Below are 26,466 nucleotides of genomic sequence, written 5' to 3'. Positions count from 1 at the left end.
GTAGGCTCTTTCTTATACCTTACTTTTTACTACGTACTACAAATACACACGTTCCCACCGATGATGCAATCGCTAAAATAGACAAGACAATTGCTATTGTTTGCATATTACTTGTACTTTCATTCTTTCCTACACTAGATACTTCTCCATGTTCTCCAGTTAAGGACGTACCTTTTGCAATTGTAGTAACTGAATGCGGTTTTTCAGCTTTCTCATCGCCTGTCCATTCAACAATTTCTCCGTCTTTATATTGTTGATATGCATCCCAAGCTATCTTTTGTTCTTTATCTGGGTTTTTAGCAACGAAAGTAAATCGTTGGAACTGACCAGATAAAATCCCTTCTCCTGTTGCTTCCCATACTACAGTTTTAACTTTTCCAGCTGCATCTTTTTGCTCTTCAACTTTCCACCCTGGCACTGGTTCATACTGTTGAAACTCAACGCCGGACGGTAGTTTTAGTGTGACTTTGGTTGTTGCCACATTTTTTTCAACAGGTACTTTTATCGTATAAGTCTCCCAAGAACCAATGTCAGAAGTTGCTGGTTTTACAGTGACGTGCGCACTAACAGGTAACGAAAAAATTCCCATTGCAATTATTGTTGCGATCATTGTTGTTCCTAATTTTTTTATACGTTTCATTTTCTATTAGCTCCTTTTTATCTATACCTTCTCTTTATCTGCCGCCTACAATAAATCTATAATCCGTATCAAAGCTATCAAGAGATTTTGTTAATCCGTGAACTTGTATATTCCAGTTGCCTGTCATGTTAATATACATACCTTCCGCTTCATATTCTCCCGGTGAAATTGCTGAAACTTTAAATGACCCTTTGCCCATATTCATATCTAACGATTGAGTCGTCAATACAATTTGTTCCATATTAGTAACAGGCTGTCCATTTTCATCCTTCAAAGTAATATGAAATGTATTCTGTCCTACCTTATTGGGGCTTACATGTAAAGTAAGTTCATATCCATTATCTAATTGTTTACTCTCTGTAAAAGGTCCAGTAGGAGGCATCGGCGGTGTTTGTACGTTTGTCATAAAAGCTACGATTACGAAAACGATAATTCCAATGATAAACTCTACTTTCACCGTAGCTCCTAATCCTTGCTGGGCTCGTATTCTCCCTTTCACATAATGAATAATTCCCAATATCCCCATGCAAACGAATAAAAGTATCTTTGCTAATAATGCTAATCCATACTTCGTATCAAATAGGGAATGAATCGTGGGAATAAAAAATGTACTGTTAAAAAGACCCGTTAATACAATGACTATGACAACACCTGTCGCCCATGGTGAAAAACGCTTAATTGCATCCCAATACTTCGTCCACTTGTCATCCTCTTTACGTAAAAGAAGAATAATCGATGATAGACCGCCAACCCATAACGAAGCTGCGAATAAATGTAGAAAGTCCATAACGACAGCAATGTCTTTAAACTTCAAACCAAATGCGTGACTATTAAAGGCTTTCATAACGAGTAACCCAATAAAAAGTAATATTGGAATGCTCCATACTTTAAACGATGAAAGTTTCTCACGCTTCACCGCAAAATAAGTAACAATGATAAGCACACTAATAAGAGCCATTTGAGTGATCCATACATAACCAAAAACAGAAAGCTGTAATGTTTCTTTTAATAGTAAAGGATTGAATGCTTCTAGCCATGAAACATCAGCATTTATTTTCGCTTGCAGTGGTAGATTGCATAGTAAGCTAATGAATATACCTATTAATGATATCCATATTATTCTCTTACTCCTTGAGTGAACTTCTATTGCATCCCCTTTATATATAATAAGATTAAAGAATAGAACTCCTAAAAATAGTGAGAAACTTGTATATAGAACCCCGCGTTCCATAATCATATCGATTTGCGGGACATACCCCATCTCTTCTACTTGTACATCATCTGCTCCCGCTTCGGCTAACCCAATCTGGAACGGAATAACTCCTTGAATTGGATGTCCATCAGCTGAAATAGCTTTCCATTGAATAGAATAGAGACCGTCTTTAAGATTCTCTTTTACCCCTGCCTCTAATAGTTTTTTGTTTCTTTTATCAATATGAGCATCCTTTAAATCTACTCTTTTACCTGAGGTATCTCTTACAAACAATGTATTAAAATGTGAAACTTGTATATCCTCATCAAATTCGATTTTCACGACAGTTGGTGCTTTCTTCAACGTTTCATTTTCAACAGGATTTGATTTCACAACATATGCATGAGCAGACGCGCTTTTTGGTATCAATATAATAAGCACACATGCTATTACTAGCCATGCCCCTAACCTTCTCATTACTTTCACACTCATTTCACTTCTTTCTTCTTCATCGCTACACTTTCATTACTTTATACTTCCTAGTTTGATTTTCTGACGAAATATTAACCTGGTGAAGTATAAATTTCCATGCTATATAATCCTTACTTTCTCCCCGCTTTTAAACTACTAATATAATAGTAACTACCCTAATTAAAACAACTTATATTTTTAAAGTCGATTGTAATTATATCATAAAATATATTTATGTAAGTTCCTTAAGAAGAAAAGTTCTCGTGAATTATTTGTGAAGAAAATGTGAAATACATAAAGTGAAACTTTAATTAGCCCTCACCAATAGAGCTTTTACGGGCAGTAAGACTCCTACAAATAGCGAGATAAATTAAAAGGTGTTACGTAATAACGTAACACCTTTTAAAAAATATCCTTCTTCTATTTCTCTTCCGGATAATCACAATACTCAATAATCGTTCCTTCTGTATCCGCTGGGTTCAGGTAAATTAATCGTCTACCATGTTTATTCATTCGAAGTGTATGCTCTAATGTTCGAATACCTTGTTCTTTTAATTCTTCTAAAGCCACATCTAAATCATCGACACGATACGCAACGTGGTGAACACCTTTCCCTTTTTGTTTTATAAAGCGTGCTATTGGCGACGTCGTATTATTCGTCGGTGCAAGTAGTTCAATTCTATCTCCATCCACTTCTATAATAGCAACTTCACTTTCCACACCTGGTGCTTCACTTACGTAACGATCTATTAATTTCCCTGATAGAACCTGTTCATAAAAACGTATCGTACTATCTATATCACGAACTGCGATTCCGATATGATCAATTGTTTTTTTCATTTCATTTCCCCTACTACTTTATTTTTTACTCCTTATTAATAGTAACAAAAAAAGTTATAGAAACAAGTTCTATAACTTTTTCAATTAACTTATTTTCTTGTCCGCTCTAGTTGCAGGTTGAACTTGTTTTTTCACTTTTAAAACGCTAATGCCATATCCGATAAATCCACCGATAATCGCTGGGAAGATCCAGCCTAATCCTACTTCCTGCATCGGAAGGAATTTAGTGAACACTCGGCTTACTACTTCAATGTTAACTCCAGCTGCACTTAATCCATCGAATAAGCTGATGATAAATGTTACGATTAAACTCACTTGATAAACTTCAGCTCTTCCTTTAAATAATGAATGGAAGAATGTTAAGAAAATCAATACAATTGCTAGTGGATAAATTGCTGTTAATACTGGAACAGAAACTGCGATCAATTGTGTTAGTCCTACGTTTGCAACAATTGCACTAAATACACATAGCGTAATTGCAATTGCTTTGTAAGGAACATTTGGGAATAACTTATGGAAGAATGAAGAACATGCTGATACAAGTCCCACACTAGTTGTTAAACAAGCTACTGTAATCATTAATCCTAATAATACTCCGCCATATGATCCGAAATAGTAGTTAGAAACTTTCGCTAATACTTCTCCGCCGTTCTCTAAATGTCCAAGCTTTGCAACACTTGAAGCACCCATATAAGAAAGTGCTGTATAAATAATTGCTAAAATAGATGCTGCAATGATTGTCGCTTTTGCACAAACGACCATAATCTGTGTTTTCGTTTTCGCACCTTTTTCTTTAATTGCATTAATGATGATGATTCCGAATACGAATGATGCAAGCGTGTCCATTGTTAAGTATCCTTCTTGGAATCCTTTAAAGAATGCATGTGATGTATACCCTTCCACTGGTGCTTGCATATCTCCAATTGGATGAATAAAAGCAACGATTACTAAAATACCGATGAATGTCAATTTAATTGGCGTTAATATTTTTCCAACAATATCGACAATTTTCGCAGGATTTAGCGAAAAAAAACAAGTGATGCTAAAGAATATAATTGTGAAAAGAATTAAAGGTGTAGAACCTAATCCTTCTGGCATAAAAGGCTTAAGACCAATTTCATAAGAAACATTACCCGTTCTTGGTATTGCAAATAACGGACCGATCGCTAAGTATAAAACTGTTGTAAACACAATCCCGAATACTGGGTGAGCACGACTTGCTAATGACTGTAAATCATCTTTACCCGAAAAACCAAATGCTAGTACACCTAGTAATGGTAATCCAACACCTGTTACTAAAAATCCAGCGTTAGCAATCCATACATTCTCTCCTGCCGATTGACCTAGCATAGCTGGGAAAATTAAATTTCCGGCTCCAAAAAATAGTGCAAATAACATTAATCCAATAACTACTATGAACGAAAACGGTACTTTATTCGCCATAATATAACCCCCATTCAAATTTCCTTATCTCATTTTCCAATTTTAACTAATTGAATTTTCTGAATATTTAATTTAAGTATCAACTATTCTTGAACTCATTATAATTCGCTATATAATATTTTGCAATACTATTTTCAAACTTTTCTTTTATTTTATGAATATACATTTTTTAACATAGAATATAGACTAAAAAACCAACATGGTCATCCATGTTGGTTTTTCCATTTACTATCAGTAATTAAAATTTCGCAGCTACTTTTTTAACGTTTTCTATACCTTCTTCAACAATTTGTTGTGAGCGATCTGGATATTGATTGTGTCCTTCAATTACCACTGTTTCTGGATTTGTAATTCCCCAGAATCCAAGTACAGTTGTTACATAATTAACCGCCATTTCCATAGGAGCCATTTGCTCTGAAGAATAATCTGAACCACGAGCACCTAGTACAACTACTTTCTTATCACCAGCTAAACCTTCCGGACCATTTGCTGTATATTTAAACGTTTTTCCAGCTTGAGAAAGGTATGAAATATATGTGATTAATGGTGCGGGTACTGTGAAGTTCCATAATGGGAACGCAAATACAACTTTATCAGCTTCTAAAAACTGATTTAAATATTGATCTACTGTTGCTACAGCCTTCTCTTCTTCAGCTGTTAACTCCATTCCTTGACTACGTTTATATCCACCTGAAATTGCGATATTTCCGTAATAAGGAAGATCTAATCCAAATAAATCTAACTCTGTAATTTCTGTATTTGGGTTCGCTTCTTTATAAGTACTTACAAATGTTTCATACATTTTTGAACTAATTGCTTGCTCCGCTGGACGATCGTTTGCTTTTACAAATAATACTTTTGACATTGTTTTATTCTCCTCTACATTCGTAATTTCTTCTTTTTTACCAAATAATGAGCTAAATAGTCCCATTTTCTTCACCTAATCTTTCTTTTCGTATTCATTATTCATCATTATAAAAATTCTTATTCTAAGAAAAAGTTCCAATAGATACCTTCATTTAAGGAACCTAAAACTTTTTGTTATTTAATTACCTTATGTAAGTGATTGTAATATAGTTGCTTACTTTAGTCAAGTAACTTTCAATAAAAATAAAATCTTGAATTAAAAATAATAACTAAAATACAATTAAACACCAAATACGACTTTATTACTTGTATAATTAAATTAGAGAGGGAAATTCATATTTAGAAAGGATTTATTCATGAGCACTATAGAAAAGATTCAAACTTTTATTATTCTATTTGCTGTTACATGCGGTATTATACTCGGACAATTTAATATCATACATATGTATTCAGACAAATTTATTGTCCCCTTCTTATTTTTCATGCTATATGGATTATTCCTCAGCATCCCATTGAAAGAGATTAAAAACGGATTTCGTAATTTAAAATTTGCCGGAACAAGCCTTACCATTAATTTTTTATGGACGCCTTTCCTCGCCTGGGGATTAGGTGCATTATTTCTTTCAGATCACCCAGCACTTTGGGTTGGGTTTATCATGTTAATGGTTACTCCATGTACAGATTGGTACTTAATATTCACTGAAATAGCGAAAGGAAACGTAGCACTTTCCACAGCGATTTTGCCTGTAAATTTAATTTTACAAGTATTATTGCTACCCGTTTATTTATTTTTATTTGCCGGTGTAATGAAGACTGTAGCAGTTTCTATTTTAATAGAAAGTATCGTAATCGTTATCGTCTTACCATTCTTATTTGCACATGCTACAAAATTCATTATGAATAAAATGAAAAAAGCTGAAACACTCGAGAATAAAATCATTCCGTTTTTCAGCTCTGCTCAAATTGTATTTTTAAGTTTAGCAATTGTAGCGATGTTTGCATCACAAAGTAAATATTTACTCCAAAATATGAATGTTGTTTTATTATTACTCATTCCTGTTCTATTGTTCTTCATCATTAATTTTTTACTAGGACAATTTATCGGGCGCATCCTGCATTTATCTTATAAAGATACAGTAAGTTTAAGCTTAACAACATTAGCAAGAAACTCGCCTGTTGCGCTCGCTATTGCTGTGACTGCTTTTCCAGACGAGCCTCTTATCGCACTTGCACTCGTTATTGGACCGTTAATTGAGTTACCAGTACTTGCTTGTGTTTCACAAGTGTTGTTACTTATTAAGAAAAAACGGCAATACGCATAATAAAAAGCGTCCCAAAGTGGGACGCTTTTTATTGTCGAGAAATTATATAAATGCAAAATTGAATTATCGGCTCTAAAAATTTTGTACGTTATAGAAGATTGACTTTTCGTTACATTAACAGATCCTTTTTAATTAAAAAGGATAGGAAAAGTAAATATAACGAACGCTGCCCAAAGTCCGTAGATTGGCAAATACTTCGTAACGGCATCTTGGATAGGTAAAGGTCCGGATTTATTTTGTAGAAAACGCATATAAGAAAGCATAATCCAAATTAGATTTGCCCAAATCAGTATGTTGACTCCTAAAACAGCAAGTCTATTAGGCGTAATACCATAGGAAGAAAGTCTGAACACGATAGCTGACAAAGCCACACTGTCAATAATAAGTGCAAGAACAATTAAGACAAAATTTATATAATCTGAAATGTTCTTTTTCTCATCTGAGTCGCTCTCAACAATGGAAAATATAGTAACAGCCAATACAACAAGAAGTATTCCGTTGAAGACCATCAAGAAATTGCGGTCCAAAAATGGATTTTTCCCAACCCATATAACCGTTATAAGATAGATCAACAAGGTGATCAGGACAAGCGGACTAAAGATTTTAGCTATATAGGGGGTAATATTTTTAGCAAACTTAAGATTCATTGATACTAAGTATGCAGCCACAATAGCGAGAGCGGCAGCACCAAATAAAACAACATTACTAAAATAGAACTCTCCTATATCCAAGTCAACAAAACTAAATAACCGCATGGTGAATACTGCTAGTATCATTCCGCTAACTGCCATGCTGGCGTAAAGAATACAATATTCCAAATTAAATTTAATATAAGCTAACCTTGTACTGCCTTTTGAATATTCATTTCCTGTAAACGCAAGCCCTACCAATACCCATAAGAATATAGGAAGATGTAAATAAGCAAGGATAATACTGTCTTTATAATTTAATGGCAGCATATTAAGATAAAGTCCAGAAATTAGGAACAACGCTGCAAGAGAATAAATAATACTTTTTTTCGGAGTATTATTGTAGACAAAATAGGCAGCAATAAAAGGGATTATACCAAAAGCCAGATTAATCGGAGCAATTGCTTCCTGTTCGACAAAGTGGAAAATGATTCTGGTGCTTAATCCGGCTAGAATAGCTAACATGCCCATGAATAAGAAACCCTTTTGAATCAAGGAGGGCTTTCTTATATTTCCCTTCTCCTTGAAATGTAATCTTTCATACCAAATACCCAAAACCTGAGAATCCGGATTTTGTTCCCATGCTTGTGAGAATGACTTTTTAAAAGCTTTCGGGTCTTTTCTATACATTCCCTCCAACTCATGAGGGTTATCAATATTTTCAATAATCAAATTGTGACTGTTCATATTTTTACCTCCTCTAAAAAAACAACGTTGTTACCTTTTCCATAAAAAGCAACTCGATTTTTTATTCTGATTTTGATTTTAATATAAATTTTATCGTTTTACAATAAAATTTTATTATTTTAGATAATATTTTTGTTGTATATTTTATTCCAAGCAAAAACAAAAAGCATTCCTCATTCAAAGAAATGCTCTATAACTTTTTATAGACATCGGTGTAAGCTACTTTCAGCTGTTCTCTTCATTGCTTGTTTTTATTTTCTAATTTCTTATTTTTTCTTTATATAAAAGAAGTGATCTAAATGATATAAACGTTCAATTTAATAGCACCTTTTCAAACAATTATTTCAAATAAATTTTAGTGCTAGTATACAAAACTCTGTAATTATAAAATAAAAAAGCATGACATAAAGAGATTGGTGCTTTTATTAAAGGTTTATTTAACTTAAAGTATATGAAGTATTGTAATAATACCGATAATATATTTATTCACTACTTTAATGAGATTAATCGAGCTAGAGGATTTGCAGAAGGGTTGGAATTAGAAGGATGGCAGGTTATCGACTATACAGGAGAGAATTGGAATGGTCATTTAATCGAGCAAATGCGACTACACAGAGGATTAAATGCGCATGGTGTTCTGGGACAAGAGTTTGATAAGGTTCTTGTTTTAGTAGGATCTACTTTTTACTATAGTGAAGATGGTGGTCTTGCTGTAAGAGGGAAAAATCATTATGATCCGGAACGCATGTTTTATCAATCAGTTACCCGTGCAAGAAAACAAATCATGTTATTTGTAGTAAATAATACTGAGTTTATGAGCAAACTTATAAATGGAATGAATAGATGAATTAAAATGCTCTTCTAACAATGTTTATGAACTGTATCTACTATCTATATAAAGAGGTGGTTTGTATTTATTTTAGAGCTATGTTAGAGAAAAAGGTAGATTAATTGTTAATGAATACGAGGAATGGGTTTCCTTATATAATATTGGCGCTGGATATTTTATTAAAAGAATTTATTTGTGATATGAACCATAAGTTTGCCGAAACGGCAAGCTTATGGTTCTTTTTGTTTCCGGCAAACTTATGCTTCCAAAAATAAAAGATTTTAAACCGTATCTTTATTATTGTCTACTTGACAGGGAAATGACCACCTTACGTGTATATGATATTCATTGAATTTCCACAATTTAAAAGTACAATTTGTACCCATTGATAAAATTACTAGATTTCTACTAAAAACACGCATTTTGATTAAGTTTTTTCAAAATGCGTGTTTCATTTATTTTTATATTTTACAATGATGCAAACAAACCTTCTTAAATTGTTCTTACCTATATTTATTAATTAATTGTATTTTTGAAGAAAGGCTTTTACTTTTTCAAAAGCAAATTGCGTATTCAAGCTACCTGATTTTGCATCAAAAACGTGATCAGCTCCTGGAAGAAGATAGAATCCATGTGAAACGCTATTTTCTCTCAGCTTCCTGTCTAAAGATTTACCTTGTTCATCTGGGACAACTCGGTCACTTGTTCCATAAAATGAAATAGTAGGAGGTGTATTTTCATTAATGTAACTGATCGGAGAGAGTATTTTGTAACGATCAGGGAATTGTGAAGGTGTACCCTTTATATACTTTTTCAATACATCTTCCGCGTAGTCAGGACTTCGTTTATTCTTGTAAAACTCTGTCATATCAGACGGACCGTATATATTAATCACAGAGTTAATAGGTACCGGTGAAACGCTAGTAGAAGGTGGTAACTGTTCATCCCCCATACTATAGGCGGCTAGCATAGCTAGATTCCCCCCTGCTGATTGCCCCATTACATTTATTTTTTTAGGATCAATTTTGTAAGTATCCGCATGTTCTACTACCCATCCTATTGCTGATTTTACATCACCTACTTCATCTTTCCATCCCGCATGAGGTGGCATACGATATTGTACATCAAAAACAGTATATCCTAATTCACTAAGTCTTTGATACCAATGAGGTGAACCACCTTTATCACCTTCAACCCAGCCGCCTCCATGTAACATGATAACTGCGGGGTGAAGTGATTTTTTTGAGTCTCCATGAGCTGGCCACACATCAAGCTTTAATTCCACACCATCAGAGGTTGTACCGTATACAACGTCCTGTGTGACTTTTGATGTTATCTCGGTCTTACCAAAAAAATGAGAACTAAGCGAAACGGAAACATTCTCGTTTTTAGCATAGTTTAACGTCTGAGTAATTGGCGCTATTATTAAAAATAATACTAGTAATAATTGAGGAATCAACAATGCTCGAGCGATTAAAGCTTTTTTCCATACAGCTAATATTAATAGTACAATTATAAATAATGTTAGAATTACTAAAAACATTGGCATTTGCAATGCAAACATTGCCAAAAGACTCATTATATTAGAAATTCTTAATGTGACATTAAAATCTGATGGATTCCAAATATAATATGCCAAACTACCAATAAAAGCTAATGCTAGTACTGTAAGAACTGTCAGAAACCATTGAATAAAACCTCTAGGACGCCAAGAGGTTGATTGTTTTTGTTGCTTCTTTTTCACTTTTTTATATTCCTCCATAACAAAAAATCAATTTTAAAATGTTTAATATAAATTGTATCTGAATATCCCTCCCTATTTATAACTTGAAAAATGGAGGTAAATCCCCAATGGGAGACAAAGGAAATGGCACACATTTACAGCAATCATATCCTTTTATATATTTACATAATTAGCGAAGGAGGTCTATACTTTCTCTAAAAAACCGCTTCTCTTTTATAGGGAAGCGGTTTTTTTATGAATACAACTATGAATTAACTTTAACTGTTCTGCTTATATATCTTTTCACTTTTGTTTTCCATGTGATGTATAATGCTTTCTCCTTCAACATCAATGTTAGGCAAAATTTTATCCAGCCATTTTGGCAAGTACCAGGCTGACTTACCCATGAGAGCCATGACCGCAGGTACGATTGTCATTCTCACGATGAATGCGTCGAAGAAAACACCGAATGTAAGAGCCATGCCTATGGATTTAATGATGCTATCAGGTGCCAACATGAATCCAATAAATACAGACATCATAATTAATCCTGCTGAGACTACGACTTTACCACTCTCTCGCATTCCTTCTAAAATAGCTCTCTTCGGGTCGCCTGTATGCGTATATACTTCCCGCATCTTGCTCACTAGGAACACCTCATAGTCCATGGCAAGTCCGAACAGGATGCCAATCAGAATAACAGGCAAGAAAGCTAAGATTGGACTGGCAGCTGGGAAACCAAATAAATTTTGGAAATGCCCATCCTGCACGAAAAATACCACGGCTCCCAACGTAGCACCAAGAGAAAGTAGAAACCCTAATACTGCTTTTAATGGAATGAGTAGAGATCTAAACACTAGAACTAAGAGTACATATGCGAGTCCCACAATAAGAGCAGCGAAAACTGGCAAGGCATCACTCAGCTTTTGCACAATATCAATATTCATCGCTGCTGTGCCCGTTACCATTAGTTCAATTCCATTTTCTTTCTGGGTCTGGTTTGATTTGTCCCGAATCGCATTTACCAAATCCTTCGTCTTTGTATCGTCAGGTCCTGTTTTTGGTGTGACGGAAATCATATAAATCTTTCCAGAAGGACCAGGGATAGCTGGTGTCACACTTTTCACGTCGGATAAGTTACCCAATTCTTTTGCAATGGTGTTCATAACATTTTGCGTTTCAGCTGTTGCTTCCTCCGATTTTGCCACTACCGCTAAAGAGGCATGAATTCCTTCCCCATATGCTTCCGTCAATAAATCATATGCTCTTCGTTCTGTCGTTTCTGTGGACTTTGATGTTCCATCAGAAAGCAGCCCAAGATTCATATGGAAAAATGGAATCGTAATTACTACAAGTAGTCCGATTGCGAAAATCGAAACAACCAGAGGACGTCTTACGACAAATTCCCCCCATTTATTTGAACCAGTGCGTTTCTTACCTGCCCCAGTCATCTTTTCCAAGAATCGATTTTGTTTAGATGGGGCAATCTTATGGCCGATAATTCCTAATATGGCCGGTAATATGACGACGGAAACCACCACAGCTATGAACACAGTAAAAGCAGCGGATACGCCCATCGCTATTAGGAATGGAATCTTTGTAACAGATAGTCCCAAAAGACCAATAATAACAGTTAATCCTGCAAAGATTACGGCACTTCCCGCTGTTCCCGTTGCAATGGCAACAGATTCTGGAACAGAATCTCCTTGTGCGAGCTGCTGTCTAAAGCGATTGATAATGAAGAGCGCATAGTCAATACCTACTGCGAGTCCCAGCATGGCAGCTAATGATAAGGAAACAGATTGGATTTCCACGTAATTGGTTCCAATCATGATTCCTAGAATTCCAATCGCTAATCCGATTATCGCAGTGAGAATCGGCAGTCCAGCTGCTAGAAAAGACACAAAAGTAAATGTTAGGACTACGAAGGCAACAAGTACTCCAACAATTTCAGTCATACCTGAAGTCTCTGAGTCGGAAAACTTAATATCGCCTCCTGATAGCTCGGTTTGAATGCCGGCATCCTTTGTTGTTTCAATACTATCTAAAATCTTATCCTTAGAAGCTTCTGTGACCTTTTCCGCTTTCACTTTGTACGTAACAACTGCATATCCAATTTTCTTATTTTCACTAAGGTTCTGCAGTTGCATCGGTGCTGCCACAGAATCAACAGCTGAATCTTTTTTAATCTTACCTAGAACTTCTGCGATTTTCTGTTGTACTTCCGCTGATTCCAAGGTTTCGTTTATTGGTGCTTGAAATACTACTTTTACTTGTGCACCTGCGGGTTGCATCGCTTTAAACTCTTTTTCAATTACTTTTCCTGCTTTATCTGCCGGTGTATTCGGAATACTCATCTCATCATTGAAAGAGGAACCCATGTTGACTCCAATAAGCACAAATGCAATCAGCATTGCGAGTGCACTGAATACAACCTTTTTTCTATGATTTACTGCCCAATGTCCTAACTTATACAAATATTTCGCCAATTAAACTTCACCCTATTCTTGTCGAAAATTTTACTTTTTCTTACGTTGTAATTAACAAACGCACAAACACTTATTTACACATTATTTATATAATAAGATTTTAAAATATTAATCATAAATTGTATCTGAATATCCCTCCCTATTTATAACTTGTAAAATGGCGGTAAACTTCCAATAGGAAACAACGGAAATGGAACACATTGACAGCAATAATGTCCTTTTATACAATGACGTTATCACTACGCTAACAATTGTACTTACAGTTGTAAGTATAGCAGTGAATTTACATCTTTCAAGCACTATGTGCTGATTTGCACTTAAAACGAACAGAATGAAAGGATGTGTTAGCTTTGAGAAAGTCAAGAGAAGACAGTATACACTCTCAGAGATACATTATGGATGCATTGAGCGCACTGTTGCATGAACATAAACTGCAAGATATAACCGTAACAGCTATTTGCAAAAAGGCTGGAGTTGCCAGAGTCACATTCTACAAATACTACCGCAACGTTTACGACGTCGTACAAGTATCTGTGGATGAAATTGTTCAACAATTCTTGAAAGAGGTTGATAGTTTGGATCCGTATGAAAGTATGCAGCTAATTATTGAATATATTATAGAGGGCTTTGTGTCTGCACAGAAGCCGTCAGGAAAGTTAATTGATGCAAATATATCTAGTATGATGCTTGATTATTTGAATTACACAATGGAAAAGGTCTTTCAAGCGGATATTACGCGCAATCATGACATAAGCAGAATGCAAATCCTGTTTTTAGCAGGCGGTATCTATAATATTGTTAATGATTGGATTAAAAGAGGGGCAAAGGAATCTCCCCAGGCACTTGCTGCAAAAATATACGAGATTCTTCCATATGGGACAACAGATACAAGGAATTTGGCAAATTCATGATGCAACTGTTCTACCTTTGATTACATCTAAAAAATGGGCATCACATAAATAGCTGTGAGTAGTTCATCTAACCATAAACGACCGTTTGGGGTTAAAAGAACAAAACTTTCTTTCATATAAAATTTTCTTAACGTTGTTGAAAGCGGAGGAATCGTCAGGAAAATGGACTTAGCGTTATAAATCCGCATTTCCCTGACGGTACCCCTAGAAGCAATTATGCTTAGAAAGCAAAGGATATCATTACAAACACTTTTATCATTAAGCCTATATACTAAAACTCCGTTGTTAAAGTTATTGAACTTGTCGTATAAAAGTTCTAATGAATAAAATAGTAAGATTAAATGCCTGATGCTGGTAATAGGTATTTTTATTTGTCTTGTTGTAACATTCACGGCAAGCTTATGGGTTAATAATTAATCCACGGCAAAGTTATGCTTCCTTTTTCCTCGAATAATCAACTAAGCCCCTTCAAAAACATGTGATTTCCGGCAGAGTTATAATTCCTTTAGCGGCAACTTTATGGGTAAAGTCACATTATTGCCCTTCTAAATAAGTTAGTTGAAAATAGTATTTTTTATAAGCGAAATAAAGTTGAAAATGAAGGTATTATGGTAGAGGTGGCTGTTCCAGGGCAACGATGGGAAATCGAGATTTTGGAAGATGGTACAGTTGACATTGAAAAATTTATTAGTGATAAAGATATGTACGATGTGAATGAAATGGAAACTCTTTTTAAGGAGTTTATCGACTAAATCTTATTGTGCTAACGGGGTGCTAGAGTTCAATAAATGCGAGCCAGCTTTAACGGCCTTGGATTTTCAACAATCGGGCGCTTTTGATGAATAACGAATTCTTATTTTATCGTAGTAAATTTTAAGTTGTTGTAGCAAATGAAAACATATATATTACAAAAAGGATAGATAAAGCTGATAAAGTTCTGCTTTGATCTATCCTTTTATTTTACCATTATATAATGTGCGACATTATTTATTACTTCTTTACTATCAAATCATTTCATCATAATCTTGACTTTTAATAAAATAAAATTGTCATGCTTTTTCTTTTCTATCTATATTTTCAAATCGAATACAGAACATTTTACTCGGGAAAGAGCTTTGTCACTTGTTGAAACTACTTAATTCTCAAACACAAAATTAATCTTATTATCTCTCCACTCTAACTTCGCATCAAAGGTCTTCTCGCCCTTTTTAAAGCCTTTAATTAAATCGGTCTTCTCACCTTTTAAGAGCTTTGTCATATTCTTTTGCGAAATTGTTTTACTTAATATTTTCTTCGAGATGGTAAAGTCACATTGTGTTGTATTGTAGTTTGAACAGCCGTAAAACGTAGATTTATCAATTACATCACCATCGCATTTTTTACAACTTCCAACCTTTTTACCTGTCGTAAATTTCGATCCTTTTCGCTCAATCGATTCAACATGTAATCCAGTGAAATCCCATTTCTCCGACATTTCTACCGCATCTTCAATAATTTTAGCTGATAGCTTTTTCGTTTGTTCCATAAATGTAGCTGGTGAAGCGGTACCTTCTCCGATTTCTGCAAGACGTTGTTCCCATTTTGCAGTCATTTCCGGTGAAGCTAGTATTTTGTCGCCGATTGCTGTAATTAATACTTTTCCCTTATCAGTCGCATACACTTGGTTTTTCTGCACATCTATATATTTACGGTCTTTCAGCATCGTAATGATGCCGGCACGAGTCGCTTCCGTACCTAAACCTTCTGTTTTCTTTAATACTTTCTCCAGCTCTTCATTCTCTAAATACTTACCTGCCGTTTTCATTAACGTAATAAGTTGTCCTTCTGTATAACGCTTCGGTGGCTGTGTTTTTCCTTCTTTCACTTTCACCTTTACAACTTTTCCTTGGTCACCTTCAGCTACAATTGGAAGAATCGTTTCGTCATCTTTATCGTCTTGGAAAATAACTTTACGCCAACCTTCTTGTATTTGCTGTTTTCCTTTCGAAATGAACGCAGCACGTTCGTCTACAAGAGTTGTAATTGTTGTGTAGTCAAAGATTGCTACTTCATAATGCGCCGCAAGAAGTCGTCTTACGATCATATCGTAAATTTTCTTTTCATCGCCTGATAATTTGCTTGGATTGGTAACTTGTTCTGTCGGTATAATTGCGTAGTGATCTGTAACTTTCTTTTCATTCACATAACGCTTATTGTTCATAATCGATTCAACCGGAGCCGGTAATAAACCTTTATATTCATCAAACTGACTTAATTTCTGTAAAATATCAGGGAACGTCGCTGCTTCTCCTTGTGTAACATAGTTAGAATCCGAACGTGGATAAGAAACTATCCCTTTTTGATATAGTGCTTGCGTTATATCAAGCGTCTTTTTCGGCGAAAATTTAAAAGCTTTATTTGCTGTCGCTTGCAGTGCTGATAAATTAAATAAAAGCGGCGGCTGAAACTCTTTACGCTCCGTTTTCATTTCCTTCACTTCTGCCGGTTTCCCTTGACAAAAAGCCGCAATTTTATTCGCCATATCAGGGTCTTTTAAGCGGGATTCATTATCCTTCTCCCATTTCCCATCATATTTCTTCCCTTCAATATTAAAGGTTGCGAACACTTCCCAAAACGGCTCTGACTTAAAGTCTTCAATTTCTTTCTCACGCTTTACGATTAATGCGAGTGTCGGTGTTTGTACACGTCCGGCGGAAAACACATCATTCATTCCCTTTTTCTTTAGCAAAATGCTAAAAACACGCGATGCATTCATACCAACAACCCAGTCGGCGCAAGATCTTGTATATGCTTCGTAATACGTATTAATCGTATCTGCTTCATCTAGTAAGTTTTTAAATCCTTGATAAATGGCTTGCTTCGTTAAAGATGAAATCCAAAGACGTTTCATCGGCTTTTGCACGCTACAAAGATTAATAATGTTTCGTACAATTAATTCCCCTTCGCGCCCAGCATCGCCTGCGTGAATAATTTCTGTTACCCCCGGATTATGTAACAGCTGTTTCACTACATTAAATTGCTTATACTTTGACTTTGTTACTTCAAATTGAAAACGTTCTGGAATCATCGGTAACGTATTAAGTGACCATTTTTTCCACTCTGCATGATAATGTTCTGGATTACATAACTGCGTCAAATGACCAATTGCCCATGTACAGTACGCTCCATTTGGAAATAACTCATTTGCTTCTACTTCTAAATATCCATCTTTTCGGCGATATTTAAACTGTGAAACAAGAGCCAAACCTTGATCTGGTTTCTCGGCAATAATTAATTTCATTGTATAACTCCCTATCTGTATTCCAGTGTTACTTTCATTGTATATATGTTTAGAAGCGATGATAAAACAACAATCTTATTTATCATTCGCGGGTCGCTCCCAAAAATGGGATAACTATAATATTATACGCTTTTTCTTTATTGCTTCACAATAGGGAGAGTTGCATTATCCAAGTATCCTCTCTTAATTCGTCTTTCGTAACATTGTAATTGGTATTTCTAGATTTCATGATTTTACAAATAATTCTAAAGCTATTCGCATCTAAATTATCTACTACATTTCAAAAGATGAGATATCTTCTCTTTTCCATATGTCCTTGAAGTAAAAAAATGTGATTTGATATTACGATTAGTTCTCATATAAGAATCCGTCTCACTCCAAACATAATTATGTTTGGAGTGAGACGGATTCATTTACTCAAGATTTTAAAATATGGGTTGAGGACTCTCCTAATCTATCCCATGCTGTGGATGCTCAATTAAAAGTAACAAAATTACATTTTTTAAATATCATACTTTTATTTCAAGGTTATACATGTTTAGTAGACCTTATTATCCGATACACAATTATTGCAGTAATCGAAATAATAAGAGCGGTTATCAAGCCAGATTCTCCAATCCAAATCTCTAATTGATATCCTGTAGTTGCACGTGCAAAAGGCCCTTGAATAATAGCATTCCAAGTGGTGTGGATGATAACCGACGGCCAAACACTACCTGTGATAAGTCGTAAATAAGCTGTAATATAACTGAATGGTACAATACAAAAATAGATGCCAAGTACAGAGAGAAAGACAGATGTTCCCTCTACATATAGACCAGCAATAACAATTGGGACATGCCATGTTGCCCATATTAATCCACTAATAAGGATTGGACGTGAAAATTCCGCATCGACTAGCCTTGTGAGCATATAACCCCGCCAACCCATCTCTTCTCCCATAACCGGGATTAAGTTAAGCAAGCTTCCTAAAATTCCGCTCAATACTACTATAAAAATGAAACGTAATGGTATCGGTAGATACTGAAGTCCAAGTATATTGTAGATAGGTTCTAGCATACCACCTTGTGGGAGCTGAAACCTCGCAAATCCGCTAAACCAGGCAATCGAATATGTAATTCCACATATTATCATAGGTATTATCAGGGCCAAAGCAATCCCCTTCCATATCTTTAAGTTATCTAGACTAAAAGATACATCTTTAAAGCCTTCTCGCAGTATGATACGAGTTAGAATAGAAGAAATTGCAGGAGTAAACATATATACCACAATTAGCGGCATGCTTTTCGTAATCATTATTACTAAATTTAAAAGAATAGAAGTAATGAACAAAATACTTAAAAACAGTTGCAGTCCTTTTTTAGCACGTTGGACTTTATCCATATTGTGGAATGATTTTGCATGTAATATCATTGTAATCCGTCCTTCCTCTTTTATTAATTTGTTTATCTAATCAACTTCCTGTCATTTCGAGAAATACAACACAGAATGAAGATGTTTTTTCATATTGATTAATCAATCCCCCCTCTTAAATTCATAATCTAGCCTTACTTACGATTCAATCATGTAATTATTCTTCATAAGTTGTCATAACCGATAGTACGAAACTGTAATGTTTAACCTATGACCTGTGTCAAATAATCTTGTGACAATATGTAACTAGAAAATATGATATGGAATAAATAAAAATTGAATTATGGCAATTGATTCGTGCAAGTACATGAATCAATCTTGCTTTTGAAAATAATTCAATTGAGGTGAAAAAAATGAATAAAAAAAAGAGGTATTGTGGAATGGTTGCAATGGTTAGTACAGCTATATTAGTCGCAGGAGGTGGAGAAGTAGGAAAAGCACAAACGGTTGCAGTTGAAGATTCAGCTCAATCAATCCAAAAAAATATCGTTAAATCAATACAATCACAGGCGCATCCATTAAAAACGATAGAACCGTCAAAACCATTTGAGGATTTAAAACCACTTAAGAAAATGATTGGGAGCGCACAATATGTAGGATTAGGAGAGAATACTCATGGAAGCTCTGAAATTTTCACTATGAAGTTTCGACTTGTGAAATATTTGGTTACTGAGATGGGTTTTACAAATTTCACAATGGAAGAAGATTGGGGAAACGGATTAAAGTTAAATGAATATATACAAACAGGAAAAGGAAACCCTAGGGAGTTTTTGAAATTGTTATATCCTACTGATGAAATTATTGCCATGATTGAGTGGATGAAAGATTATAATGCTGATCCATCCAATAAAAAGAAAATCCAATTTATCGGACTTGACTTAAAAACAATGGACCAAAGTGTTTTTAATAAAGTAATTGATTATGTAAAGCAGCATCGACCAGATTTGCGGGCAGAAGTAGAAGAAAACTATAAAGATCTTTCTTCTTTCACTGGAAGTATACAGGAATATATGAATCTTGCTCCTGAAATGAAAGCAAAGTTCAAGGCAAACGCTGAGAAAGTAGCCCAATTACTAAAAGATGAGAAGGAACAGACAAACAAAGATGTAGGTTCATCCGAGTACATCTGGGTAAAAGCAACAGCGAATGCAATAGAGAAATTTACCACAATGCTGCTTTCTAATGACTACCCAAATGTAATAAAGCTACACGAGCAATACTTGGCCGATCATGCAATGTGGGCACAAGAGACATTTGGTGGTAAAACTATGGTATGGGCACACAATATTCATATGGCTAAAGGAATTATCGATGAGAAATTATACCCTTATGCTGCGGGGCAGTTTTTGAAGGAACGTTTAGACAATAATTATGTCACAATTGGTAGTACAACTACGGAGGGAAATTTCACTTTATACAGCGAATATAATCCTTCCACCGGAGGTAAGATTGCAACAGATACTATTCCACAAAATGTAAAAAGTTTCAATTACACCCTCGGAAAAGTACCATATAAAATGTTTTTATTGGATAACCGTCACCTTAAAGGACACGCAGTGAAATGGGTTAGAGCAAAAAGGCCATTACTAAGTATAGGGGGACAACTCCTCCCAGACGGTTCGTTATACTTTGATACTTCATTGCTTGAGCAATTCGATATTATTTTTCATATCCGAAAAACAAGTCCATCTCATATTAAATAAAAGTACAAAACAATCCCTTCTTGCTGATCCAAGAACGGGATTGTTTTGTAGATGATTAATAAAATAATCTTGTTTTTAACTAAGAATAGGCTAATCCCCCTTTTTATCATCATGTAAAAATGTCATATGACATTTTTACACTGGTGAGTTTGACAAAAAAAGCAGTATGATGCGTTTATTACATAGATAGGAGCGATACACTTTATGAGATCAAGATTCATCCAGAATGGTTATTTTTTATTACTAACTTTCATTACAGGTTTGTTTTATTTTTGTTTTTACTTAATAGCTCTGCTATTCAGTTTCACCCTTTCATTTACGGTAGTTGGGATTCCATTAATTATACGCGTACTACAAACTACCACAACTTTTATCCAATTCGAGCGCATACAAACGAAAATTTATACTGATATTTCGACAGACTCTTACGATAGAAGTGTAACAACGGATACATCGGACTGGGCTCAAGTGAAATTAGGACTTACGAATCGCCGCACTTGGTCTGCTGTCTTTTGGTTAATGCAGAAATTTGTGATTGGCATTTTCAGTCTCATTAGTGCAATCATTTTTTATGTAATGCCACTTATGTTCCTGTTAGCACCACTATTGTATCGATACATCGATATGAATATTATTTTCATACAGATAGATACTTTTCCAAAGTCACTCCTTGTAATGTTTATGGGTATAATATTTACCGCCATAAGTATTAAAATAGTAGATGGTTTAACGAAAAAGTTTGGAGGTTATACACGCAGTATGATTCAACAACTAAATCGATAGAAATTTGTAGTCTACGAATAGTAGGCAGTTTAAACTTAAAAATATAACAATGCAAGAAGGATTATTCTATAATATAGGAAATGAGAAAGAAGGCTACTTAGGGGGTAAATGAATTGTTTGATATGGTTAAATATTGGTTTTGGTATGATTGGATTATGTTAGGAATCCGTCTACTTGTTAGTGTGTCTACCATCCTAGCAACATTAAATTTTCAGGATGGTTTAACATTACCACTTTGGATTATTATTCTTTGGGAAATTATTGCCTTCTCTATTCCATGGGTAGCCTTGCTGTTCAATTACAAATATTACTTATTCACAGAAATATTGCTATATGGTGGACTATGTATATTTTTAACCTCTTTATTTCCAGAAGCTTACAATATTTTTCTTATATCGGTGTTTCTTATCGCAGCAAATAGTAAGCATTTGTCCTATTATTGGACAGCTCCAACAACAGTTTTTGTAATAACCGGGATTTTCTATGCAGTTGCGCCAATTAATAGCTATTGGATTATGGTCACCTACTACGGATTCGCTTATGTAATGGGATTCGCTTTCCATTTATTAATCATCAATCATAAACAAAATGAAGTAATTCGTAAACAAAACGCGGTACTTGAGCAATATATGTCTCAGATCGAACGCATTACACTGACCGAGGAACGAAACAGGCTCTCTAGTGAGCTTCATGATACAGTAGGCCACGCCTATACTTCCATTATTATGGGGATGGAAACGTTGCGAACCGATCTTGCTACCGAAATGGGTGTACAGAGGCTAGATTCCCTGCTTGAAATGGGACGTAAAAGCATCGAAGACGTGAGAGGTTACCTACATCAAATGGATCCTCAGTGTCAATCGCCTTCCTTGATTCAATCTCTACAAAATCTTGGAGCTGAATTTCAGGAGCACGCTCAGGTGGATGTAAGCTTCCGAACATTCGGAGAGGAATATCAACTGTCTCGACAAGCGAAGATAGCATTCATTCGTTGTTTACAAGAGTCCCTTACGAATGCGGTACGTCATGGTCAAGGGACTGAAATTATAGTTTCATTGCAGTTTGAACAACAATATACGAGATTAGAAGTGCAAGATAATGGAAAGGGAAATGTAGAATGGCAGGAAGGCTTCGGTATGAATACGATGAAAGAGCGGGCAATGAATTTGCAAGGTCAATTGTCTGTATATACAAAGCCAGAGGAAGGAATGCTTGTTACATGTACCATACCGCGACAAACTGAAATAAAAGATGGACTTATTCGTTTGTTAATTGTCGACGACCAGCCATTTGTTCGGGAAAGTTTGAGTACACTACTCGACAGGTATGAAGATATAAATGTAGTCGGTTTGGCTGAAGATGGCGATCAAGCCATCGACTTGTGTGGGCGCCTTCAACCTCACGTTGTACTCATGGATTTAGATATGCAGCAAATGGATGGAGTCGAAGCGACAAAAAAAATTAAGCATCAATGGCCACATATCCGCGTATTGATTTTTACAACGTTTCAGGATACGAAACAGGCGTTAGACTCGCTTCGTAACGGTGCGGATGGTTTTTTACTTAAATCCATTGAAACGTTAGAGCTAGCTAATACGATCCGACTTATTCATGGCGGTGGGACGCTGATTGATCAGGGTATGTCTCACAAAATATTTGAGCAGTTTGATGAGCAAAACGAGACACCACAATCAAAAGCAACTGCTTATGAACTAACAGCCAGAGAGATAGAAATATTGCAACTAGTAGCAAAAGGACTTCGATACAATACGATAGCTTCAAGGCTATATTTATCGAATGGTACGGTCAGAAACTATGCTTCCTCGGCTTACACAAAGTTAGGAGTACGTAACAAGGAAGAAGCTGTCCAGAAGGCTCTAGAAATTGGAATTATCGAATGAGAAAACGGTTTGTTATTTCTTTAGAGCTAGCTAAGCTGTAGTTACAAGATGCAGTAAGAAATAAGACTATAAATCTAATTTTCCATCATTTTTGGTAGGCAATTTTGAATAAGTTTATCCTGTTTTCAAATCTTTAAATAGCCTTACTACATTCAATATGTAGTAAGGCTATAATATTCTATATCAAAATTAAGCATCTTTATTATTACTATATCGAAACTAGTTTCACGTCTTTTCACCAGAAGCCAAACAATACTTCTCATACCTATTAAAGATCTTTATCTGTTTTTATGTTAGAGATTGAAGAGATGAAATAATATCTTTGTTCATTCTTTGGCTTCTTTTTGTAAAGAATAATAAATAAGTAGAAAGTACTCTTTTATGACATAAATCGCTTTATATTCGCTTCATTCTCGTTTCTTCTTTTGGAGGAGTAATTGGCGTATTTGGCGTATTTGAAACATGGCGGAGGCACAAAGAAGGGTGCTAATTTTATTTCGATCTTCCTTGCACCCAAGTAGCAATATCATTTATTACATACTCAGGGATATTAGCAGGACTATAATATTCATCCGGTTTACTTAATTCTCCATCTCCTTCTGTAAAGAAGTGATTTAACTTTGGATATAGTCGATAATCAACGTTATCTCGTTCTTTTAATTGTTCTTTCCATAGAGGAATTTCGATTTTTGATTGAACTTGATAGTCTCTTTCTCCTTGAATAATTAGAAGCGGTGTCTTTTGTTCTTTTGACATTTCTGCTGCTTTAACTTTACGAATAGATTCCCAAAATACTGCTGATCCTAAATAAAAACCTTTTGGAGGATTCTGACTAGAGAAGTTGGGATCATTTAATAATTCAAATTGCGATTTGTAAAATTTATATTCATCCGGTTTCATTGCTCCAATAGAAAAAAGATACTCAAATTGATCTAAAACAACATCTTGAATCGTACGGGCTGGTCCTCCCATCACAATTGCCCCAGCAATATTTTGATTTTGGTCTTTTTCAATCATTTTCGGAAGCATCATTCCACCTTGACTATGACCAAGAATATAAATTTGATTCTTATCTATCAGAGGTTCATTTTTAAGAAAATGAGTCACAAGAAGAGCATCATCTGTTGTCTCTTTATCCACTGTATAAAAAGGACTGGATTGTGTTTTCAATCCATGTTCATAAGTTCGTTTATTATAGCGAAGGACAGCAATTCCTTTCGAGGCAAGACCTTCAGCTAAATCGCGAAATGGTTTTAAAGCAAACGCTGTTTCATCCTGATCGGTTGCTCCAGATCCTTGAACAAGAATAACCGCTGGGAAAGGACCCTTCCCCTTCGGAACAGACAATGTTCCTGGTAATGGAAACGCACCACTTCCAACCACTACTTCTTTATCAACAAAGGATTCAGGCTTACTATATGACGGACGCTCTGCAACTGGACTAAACGACATACTAAGTTGAAAATCATCTATTTTTCCAGATGGATCTAGCTTAATTAATAAAGGTACTGTAAATTGTTCAAAAACTAATTTAATCTCTACATTTGTATGAACAGAATTTGTCTCTTTTTGTGTTACCTCTCCAATCTCCTTAAAAGAACCTGCTTGTAATTGCGCAGGGAGTTCCTTCCAATAACTCTTCAGCCATTCTTCGGATATTACTTTCTGTAATGATCGAGAAGTTAAATCAATTGCAGATTTATAGTCTTCTGTATCCATATAACGGATAAATGAAAGGGTAGTAGCTATAACAGGATTTTCACTTTCAGTATTGTCTATTTTTTTTATATTGTTGTTTGTTTCCTTTAATGTCGAAATAAATTGGTGATTGAACGGATTTTTATATGTACCAGGATATAAGCTTGATTTTAATACATCCGTATTCCGTCCCTCATACAAACTTGAATCATTCACAAAATTTTCAGGTGAACTTACTTCCTCCGCATATGAAACTGAAGGAATAGCTATTGTACAAATTGCACTAACAAGTAATAACCTATTCCCTATCCTTCTTTTCGTGCTCATATTTATTGATTCTCCTTTCGAAATTAAATTTTTTTATACAGCTTGCCCTGTACTATAAGAAAAATTAAAATTATCAAAGAGATTAATAGTCTACTTTACAATCCCCCCTAACAAATCAAAAAGCTACTATTAACAAACTTCAATAAAAAATGCCTTCTCCCTCTTTTTTTGACTGGATTTTTGAGTGGCATGGAAGGACCAAGCTGAATCACATGTAGCCGACCAAAGGTATACAGGTAAACTAGCATCCAAGAACAGTGCATATAAAATCTCAGTAGAAATGTTCTTTTGGATTTCATTTTTCTTGTTATTTGACTAATAAAAAGAGAGCACCTCTCAGTAAGTGCTCTCTCGTAAAAAGTATCAGTCATTCTATTCGCAATGCGCATTATCTATAAGGTTTTTTAATGTATAATTTCTATATAAGGGATATCGCCACATACCTATTAAGCTAAGATTTTACAGTCCCCCCATTTTATGCACCGTTGACTACTAATCTAAAATGTACATCCCTTTTGTTTACTAGTGGTTCACTTATCTAACCTAAAGATAAGTATGTGGTCCTTTTACAATTTGAATTTCTTTTTAAGCTTCTTATATTTTCTATATGAACGTCTAACAATGTTTAACATGAAATACGGTATTTTAACAGGGAGAGGCAATTTATAAATGAAAGGCAAGTAAAATGTAAAATATGCCTTTTCTAGGTCTCTCCACTTACTATCTTCTTTTGTTTTTAAGAAATCAGATACATCGACTACATATCCCCTTCCGTTTTCCATCATCACATTTTTCCCGTGAACATCACAAGGAGTTAATCCTTGTTCTCTTGCATACTCTAAAGCTTCATTGATATCAAGGATTACCTGCTTAGGAATTTTAATCCCCTTATGAATAGCATCGTATAAGGTAATTTCTTTTAAACGTTTCAATACTATGAAATTTTCTCCTTTATATATAAGCCTCGAATAAGAAGGATGATTTCCGATTCTTCGGTATACTTCTGACTCTTTTTCAATTCCTTCTCCTTTTCGCGCATAAACTTTCACTACCCAACCTTTGTGTTCTTTGTGCATAAATACTGCAGCATAATTACCTGTCCCTAAACACTTCCAAAGTCTAGGAATATCTTTAACTACTACAGGCTCGAATTCATCCTCACTTCTTATGCTTACCTCTTTTAATAATTCGTCCTTTATCAATCCCACAAAACTATTTATACTCATCATTTCCACTCCGTTTTTGCTAAAAGGGGTCC

The 26,466-nt window shown here is 35.0% G+C and carries 19 protein-coding genes and 1 pseudogene; 7 read left to right on the top strand and 13 right to left on the bottom strand.

Features of this window, described 5'->3' with window-relative positions:
- Positions 1–19: 19 nt before the first annotated feature.
- The 5 genes from ACS2MN_RS00195 to ACS2MN_RS00175 form a co-directional block, all read right to left on the bottom strand.
- Complete coding sequence (locus ACS2MN_RS00195; RefSeq protein ID WP_098821039.1) at positions 20–640, bottom strand: YcnI family copper-binding membrane protein; 621 nt, start codon at positions 638–640, stop codon at positions 20–22.
- A 34-nt stretch (positions 641–674) separates the two neighbouring features.
- The gene (locus ACS2MN_RS00190) at positions 675–2,324 is read right to left on the bottom strand and encodes a copper resistance CopC/CopD family protein (protein ID WP_346994310.1); all 1,650 of its coding nucleotides are present in this window, start codon (positions 2,322–2,324) and stop codon (positions 675–677) included.
- 399 nt (positions 2,325–2,723) lie between these two features.
- Positions 2,724–3,143, bottom strand: coding sequence for a VOC family protein (locus tag ACS2MN_RS00185; protein ID WP_000750859.1), 420 nt, complete (start codon positions 3,141–3,143; stop codon positions 2,724–2,726).
- Positions 3,144–3,227: 84 nt separating this feature from the next.
- On the bottom strand, positions 3,228–4,586 hold the full coding sequence (gene brnQ, locus ACS2MN_RS00180; RefSeq protein WP_001284766.1) for a branched-chain amino acid transport system II carrier protein: 1,359 nt from the start codon (positions 4,584–4,586) through the stop codon (positions 3,228–3,230).
- Positions 4,587–4,824: 238 nt separating this feature from the next.
- A complete protein-coding gene (locus tag ACS2MN_RS00175; RefSeq protein ID WP_088056067.1) occupies positions 4,825–5,517 on the bottom strand; it encodes an FMN-dependent NADH-azoreductase in 693 nt (230 codons plus the stop codon).
- Positions 5,518–5,809: 292 nt separating this feature from the next.
- On the opposite strand from ACS2MN_RS00175, the gene ACS2MN_RS00170 reads away from it, so the two are divergent.
- Positions 5,810–6,775, top strand: a complete 966-nt coding sequence (locus ACS2MN_RS00170) for an arsenic resistance protein (RefSeq protein WP_088056068.1) — start codon at positions 5,810–5,812, stop codon at positions 6,773–6,775.
- Between the two features lie 128 nt (positions 6,776–6,903).
- On the opposite strand, the gene ACS2MN_RS00165 is transcribed toward ACS2MN_RS00170, so the two are convergent.
- The gene (locus ACS2MN_RS00165; RefSeq protein ID WP_088056069.1) at positions 6,904–8,151 is read right to left on the bottom strand and encodes a DUF4153 domain-containing protein; all 1,248 of its coding nucleotides are present in this window, start codon (positions 8,149–8,151) and stop codon (positions 6,904–6,906) included.
- 532 nt (positions 8,152–8,683) lie between these two features.
- Between ACS2MN_RS00165 and ACS2MN_RS00160 the strand changes: the two genes are divergently transcribed.
- Positions 8,684–8,998: a hypothetical protein gene (locus ACS2MN_RS00160; protein ID WP_224992753.1), complete on the top strand. Its 315-nt coding sequence runs from the start codon at positions 8,684–8,686 to the stop codon at positions 8,996–8,998.
- A gap of 502 nt (positions 8,999–9,500) precedes the next feature.
- Here ACS2MN_RS00160 and ACS2MN_RS00155 read toward each other — a convergent pair.
- Together ACS2MN_RS00155 and ACS2MN_RS00150 are read right to left on the bottom strand one after the other, a co-directional pair.
- Positions 9,501–10,724, bottom strand: coding sequence for an alpha/beta hydrolase (locus ACS2MN_RS00155; RefSeq protein WP_098954758.1), 1,224 nt, complete (start codon positions 10,722–10,724; stop codon positions 9,501–9,503).
- Positions 10,725–10,981: 257 nt separating this feature from the next.
- Positions 10,982–13,192 (bottom strand): MMPL family transporter, encoded by a 2,211-nt coding sequence (locus ACS2MN_RS00150; RefSeq protein ID WP_346994312.1) that lies wholly within the window; start codon positions 13,190–13,192, stop codon positions 10,982–10,984.
- A gap of 395 nt (positions 13,193–13,587) precedes the next feature.
- On the opposite strand from ACS2MN_RS00150, the gene ACS2MN_RS00145 reads away from it, so the two are divergent.
- Positions 13,588–14,103, top strand: coding sequence for a TetR/AcrR family transcriptional regulator (locus ACS2MN_RS00145; protein ID WP_346994313.1), 516 nt, complete (start codon positions 13,588–13,590; stop codon positions 14,101–14,103).
- A 608-nt stretch (positions 14,104–14,711) separates the two neighbouring features.
- Entirely contained in the window at positions 14,712–14,855 is a 144-nt protein-coding gene (locus ACS2MN_RS00140; protein ID WP_224992756.1) for a hypothetical protein, read from the top strand.
- 383 nt (positions 14,856–15,238) lie between these two features.
- Here the strand turns inward: ACS2MN_RS00140 and topB are convergent, their stop codons facing one another.
- Both topB and ACS2MN_RS00130 read right to left on the bottom strand, forming a co-directional pair.
- A complete protein-coding gene (topB, locus tag ACS2MN_RS00135; RefSeq protein ID WP_088056072.1) occupies positions 15,239–17,383 on the bottom strand; it encodes a DNA topoisomerase III in 2,145 nt (714 codons plus the stop codon).
- 528 nt (positions 17,384–17,911) lie between these two features.
- Positions 17,912–18,796, bottom strand: a complete 885-nt coding sequence (locus ACS2MN_RS00130; protein ID WP_088056073.1) for a CPBP family intramembrane glutamic endopeptidase — start codon at positions 18,794–18,796, stop codon at positions 17,912–17,914.
- A gap of 380 nt (positions 18,797–19,176) precedes the next feature.
- On the opposite strand from ACS2MN_RS00130, the gene ACS2MN_RS00125 reads away from it, so the two are divergent.
- The 3 genes from ACS2MN_RS00125 to ACS2MN_RS00115 all read left to right on the top strand — a co-directional run bounded on the left by ACS2MN_RS00125 (position 19,177) and on the right by ACS2MN_RS00115 (position 23,183).
- Positions 19,177–20,499: an erythromycin esterase family protein gene (locus ACS2MN_RS00125; RefSeq protein WP_371411524.1), complete on the top strand. Its 1,323-nt coding sequence runs from the start codon at positions 19,177–19,179 to the stop codon at positions 20,497–20,499.
- 204 nt (positions 20,500–20,703) lie between these two features.
- Positions 20,704–21,282 (top strand): sensor domain-containing protein, encoded by a 579-nt coding sequence (locus tag ACS2MN_RS00120; protein WP_088056075.1) that lies wholly within the window; start codon positions 20,704–20,706, stop codon positions 21,280–21,282.
- A 113-nt stretch (positions 21,283–21,395) separates the two neighbouring features.
- Positions 21,396–23,183 (top strand): helix-turn-helix transcriptional regulator, encoded by a 1,788-nt coding sequence (locus ACS2MN_RS00115; RefSeq protein ID WP_000460011.1) that lies wholly within the window; start codon positions 21,396–21,398, stop codon positions 23,181–23,183.
- A 329-nt stretch (positions 23,184–23,512) separates the two neighbouring features.
- Here ACS2MN_RS00115 and ACS2MN_RS00110 read toward each other — a convergent pair.
- From ACS2MN_RS00110 to ACS2MN_RS00100, 3 genes and pseudogenes are all read right to left on the bottom strand, one after another.
- A pseudogene (locus ACS2MN_RS00110) lies at positions 23,513–23,674 on the bottom strand (IS4 family transposase); the annotation flags it as partial.
- Position 23,675: 1 nt separating this feature from the next.
- Positions 23,676–25,208: an alpha/beta hydrolase gene (locus tag ACS2MN_RS00105; RefSeq protein WP_346994314.1), complete on the bottom strand. Its 1,533-nt coding sequence runs from the start codon at positions 25,206–25,208 to the stop codon at positions 23,676–23,678.
- 566 nt (positions 25,209–25,774) lie between these two features.
- Positions 25,775–26,434 carry a serine/threonine protein kinase gene (locus ACS2MN_RS00100; RefSeq protein ID WP_000026521.1) on the bottom strand — a complete coding sequence of 220 codons (660 nt, stop codon included), beginning with the start codon at positions 26,432–26,434 and terminating at the stop codon, positions 25,775–25,777.
- Positions 26,435–26,466 lie beyond the last annotated feature (32 nt).

It is taken from the genome of Bacillus cereus group sp. BceL062 (assembly GCF_051780025.1).
Classification (GTDB): domain Bacteria; phylum Bacillota; class Bacilli; order Bacillales; family Bacillaceae_G; genus Bacillus_A; species Bacillus_A toyonensis.
This window is presented reverse-complemented; position numbering and strand designations above follow the sequence as displayed.

Coding starts and splice junctions, on each gene's coding strand:
- ACS2MN_RS00195 (WP_098821039.1), bottom strand. CDS start 640: ATGAAACGTATAAAAAAATTAGGAACAACAATGATCGCAACAATAATT.
- ACS2MN_RS00190 (WP_346994310.1), bottom strand. CDS start 2,324: ATGAGTGTGAAAGTAATGAGAAGGTTAGGGGCATGGCTAGTAATAGCA.
- ACS2MN_RS00185 (WP_000750859.1), bottom strand. CDS start 3,143: ATGAAAAAAACAATTGATCATATCGGAATCGCAGTTCGTGATATAGAT.
- brnQ (WP_001284766.1), bottom strand. CDS start 4,586: ATGGCGAATAAAGTACCGTTTTCGTTCATAGTAGTTATTGGATTAATG.
- ACS2MN_RS00175 (WP_088056067.1), bottom strand. CDS start 5,517: ATGGGACTATTTAGCTCATTATTTGGTAAAAAAGAAGAAATTACGAAT.
- ACS2MN_RS00170 (WP_088056068.1), top strand. CDS start 5,810: ATGAGCACTATAGAAAAGATTCAAACTTTTATTATTCTATTTGCTGTT.
- ACS2MN_RS00165 (WP_088056069.1), bottom strand. CDS start 8,151: ATGAACAGTCACAATTTGATTATTGAAAATATTGATAACCCTCATGAG.
- ACS2MN_RS00145 (WP_346994313.1), top strand. CDS start 13,588: ATGGATGCATTGAGCGCACTGTTGCATGAACATAAACTGCAAGATATA.
- ACS2MN_RS00140 (WP_224992756.1), top strand. CDS start 14,712: ATGGTAGAGGTGGCTGTTCCAGGGCAACGATGGGAAATCGAGATTTTG.
- topB (WP_088056072.1), bottom strand. CDS start 17,383: ATGAAATTAATTATTGCCGAGAAACCAGATCAAGGTTTGGCTCTTGTT.
- ACS2MN_RS00130 (WP_088056073.1), bottom strand. CDS start 18,796: ATGATATTACATGCAAAATCATTCCACAATATGGATAAAGTCCAACGT.
- ACS2MN_RS00125 (WP_371411524.1), top strand. CDS start 19,177: ATGGTTGCAATGGTTAGTACAGCTATATTAGTCGCAGGAGGTGGAGAA.
- ACS2MN_RS00120 (WP_088056075.1), top strand. CDS start 20,704: ATGAGATCAAGATTCATCCAGAATGGTTATTTTTTATTACTAACTTTC.
- ACS2MN_RS00105 (WP_346994314.1), bottom strand. CDS start 25,208: ATGAGCACGAAAAGAAGGATAGGGAATAGGTTATTACTTGTTAGTGCA.
- ACS2MN_RS00100 (WP_000026521.1), bottom strand. CDS start 26,434: ATGAGTATAAATAGTTTTGTGGGATTGATAAAGGACGAATTATTAAAA.